This window comes from Actinomadura sp. 7K507, assembly GCF_004348425.1.
GTDB lineage: Bacteria > Actinomycetota > Actinomycetes > Streptosporangiales > Streptosporangiaceae > Spirillospora.
On record NZ_SMKK01000456.1, the window covers coordinates 1 to 2,845 of the forward strand.

The 2,845-nt window shown below is 69.6% G+C and carries 3 protein-coding genes; 1 reads left to right on the forward strand and 2 read right to left on the reverse strand.

From position 1 onward, the window contains the following. Window positions 1–309: hypothetical protein (locus E1285_RS47020; RefSeq protein ID WP_207947289.1), on the reverse strand; the 309-nt coding region annotated here is incomplete at its 3' end. A gap of 158 nt (window positions 310–467) precedes the next feature. Next, window positions 468–1,337, reverse strand: coding sequence for an ATP-grasp domain-containing protein (locus E1285_RS44315; protein WP_132160902.1), 870 nt, complete (start codon window positions 1,335–1,337; stop codon window positions 468–470). A gap of 245 nt (window positions 1,338–1,582) precedes the next feature. On the opposite strand from E1285_RS44315, the gene recA reads away from it, so the two are divergent. Beyond that, window positions 1,583–2,698 carry a recombinase RecA gene (recA, locus tag E1285_RS44320; RefSeq protein WP_132160903.1) on the forward strand — a complete coding sequence of 372 codons (1,116 nt, stop codon included), beginning with the start codon at window positions 1,583–1,585 and terminating at the stop codon, window positions 2,696–2,698. Window positions 2,699–2,845 lie beyond the last annotated feature (147 nt).

Consider the following 2,845-nt stretch of genomic DNA (forward strand, 5'->3'; position numbering starts at 1 on the left):
GCCCCCGCCCCGACCGCCGCCGCCTAACCCGCCCCGGCTCAGCGCCCGCCCGCCGGTGGACTTGATCTTTCCTTCGGGTCGGACCCGGCTGCCGCCGGAGACGAAGCCCGAGCTGGTCCTGCCGCCGTAGTACCAGAAGTACCGGCCGTACGGCGCGGAGGAACCGTCGATGTCGTCGGTGTCGCACCTGCTGTCGGGGACGACTCTGTAGCCGCTCTTCCCCGTGGACGGAGAGCTCCGGTCGACGCATCTCGCGGTGGTCGAGCCGGATCCGCAGGCGACGAGTGTCAATGACAGCGCGCTCACCATCCCCACCTTCACGGTGCGGGAGCTGAGCCGGCGAGTGGGTTCCTGTGGGGGCAAAGGGAACACGTCCTTCCGCGCGACGGCGGGCACCTACCAATGCGACGGGGTTGGATGGTGAGACGCGGAGAACGTTGTCCTGGTTCGCGAAGGGCGGCCCGTCGTCAGTCCGGAACGGGCAGATGCGCGTAGAGGTCCATCGCGTCCACCGACGACGGAAGGTCGCTGACCTGGCCGTCGCCGACCTCGACGACACGCCACGTGCCGTCCGTGCGCCGCGCCAGGTCGGTCGTGATGAACCGGCAGCCCAGGGAACGCACGGCCGGAGCGACCGTGTCGAGGTCGGGATCGGGTTCCACGCCGGGGCTGTCCGGGTGCGGACCCACCAGCGCGGGCTCGCCGTCCACCCACCACACGCGCGCCTCGCCATCGCCGTCGTACTGCTCGAACTCGCGCACGACGAGACCGCCCGCCAGATGGTCGTCCCGCAGCGCGACCATCTTCGAGGCGACGTCATGGAGCTGCCCGAGGTTCTTCACGTCGGGGACGAAGCACGCCTCCTCCCACTCGTGCTTGCACGACTTCACGTAGTCCTTCACCACGCCAGGCCCGCTGCGCAGCGGCCGGACGAGCTCCGCCAGATCGCTGAGGTCGCCGGGATCCTGGCCCGCGCCGAGGGGCCGCCACACGCTGTGCGGGGTCAGCCCGGCGAACGTGTCGTGCCAGCCTGGCAGCTCGTGTGCGCGCCGGTAGTCGTCCGGGTGCGTGAGCAGCACCGTCCCGCGCTGTTTCATGGCGGCGGAGATCGCGGCGTACTCGTCCCCCGTGAGCATCCAGCCGCGATACCAGACGGGGCCCAGGTCGGGGGGCACGGCCCGGACCGCGTCGTCCACGTCGCCGCGCTGCAACGCGTCATGGTCGATCAGGGCGATCTCGCCGTAGTGGTCTCGCACGGCCGCGGCCTCGCGGGAGAAGTGCGGGTCAACGCGCCGAGGGTGGAGCGGATCGACGCAGAAGAGAACGGTCAGCGTCATGATTGGAACCCTCCGTGGACGGCGCCAGCGTACGGGGTCGGGACCATGGAACGCACGGAGATTCCCGCCCGAATCGGCGAACCGGACGATGATCGAACTTATGTTCGGTAAGCTGGCCCGGTAGCGCGGCGTCGTCCACAATCGCGCCCGGGTCTCGCGAAGTGTCGGAGGCCCGCCGTAACGTCGCCCTCGACATCGCAGGCAGCGGCCGAGAGCCGACAGTCACGACCAGAAGGACATCTCACATGGCAGCGAACGACCGGGAGAAGGCTCTCGAGACCGCACTCGCCCAGATCGAGCGCCAGTTCGGCAAGGGCTCGGTCATGCGGATGGGGGAGGAGGCGCGGGCGCCGGTCGAGGTGATCCCCACCGGCGCGATCTCCCTCGACATCGGGCTCGGCATCGGCGGCCTGCCACGCGGCCGCGTGGTCGAGGTGTACGGCCCCGAAGGCTCCGGCAAGACGTCCATCGCGCTGCACTCGGTGGCCAGCGTCCAGAAGCAGGGCGGCATCGCCGCGTTCGTCGACGCCGAGCACGCCCTCGACCCCGAGTACGCCAGCAAGCTCGGCGTCGACATCGACGGCCTGCTGGTCTCCCAGCCCGACACCGGCGAGCAGGCCCTGGAGATCACCGACATGCTGATCCGCTCCGGCGCGATCGACATCATCGTCATCGACTCCGTCGCCGCGCTCGTCCCGCGCGCCGAGATCGAGGGCGAGATGGGCGACAGCCACGTCGGCCTCCAGGCCCGCCTCATGTCGCAGGCGCTGCGCAAGCTCACCGGCGCCATCAACCAGACCAAGACCACCGTCATCTTCATCAACCAACTCCGCGAGAAGGTCGGTGTGATGTTCGGTTCGCCGGAGACCACCACCGGCGGGAAGGCGCTGAAGTTCTACGCCTCCGTCCGGCTGGACGTCCGCCGCATCGAGACCCTCAAGGACGGCACCGAGGCCGTCGGCAACCGCGTCCGCGTCAAGATCGTCAAGAACAAGATGGCCCCGCCGTTCCGCGTCGCCGACTTCGACCTCCTCTACGGCCAGGGCATCAGCCGCGAGGGCGGCCTGATCGACCTCGGCGTGGAGCACGGCTTCGTCCGCAAGTCCGGGGCCTGGTACACCTACGACGGCGACCAGCTCGGCCAGGGCAAGGAGAACGCCCGCAACTTCCTCAAGGCCAACCCCGACATGGCGGACGGCATCGAGAAGAAGATCAAGGAGAAGCTGGGCATCGGCCCGAAGGTCGACAAGGAGGCCGAGCCCGTCGCCGCCCCGGACGCCGCCGCGCCCGCGTCCCCGGAGGCCGCCCCCGGCAAGCCCGCCGGGAGGAAGACCACGAAGGCCAAGCCGGGTGATTCCTGACAGAGAATCCCCAGATAAGGGTGACTCTTGACGAAGAGTGAGCGATGATCTCGTATGCAGGGCGGCGGCGCCTACCCCGGCACCGTTCGATCGGTGCGCGGACCTTCCCCAACGGCGCCGCCGCTCCCACGACCGGCACCCCCGGCC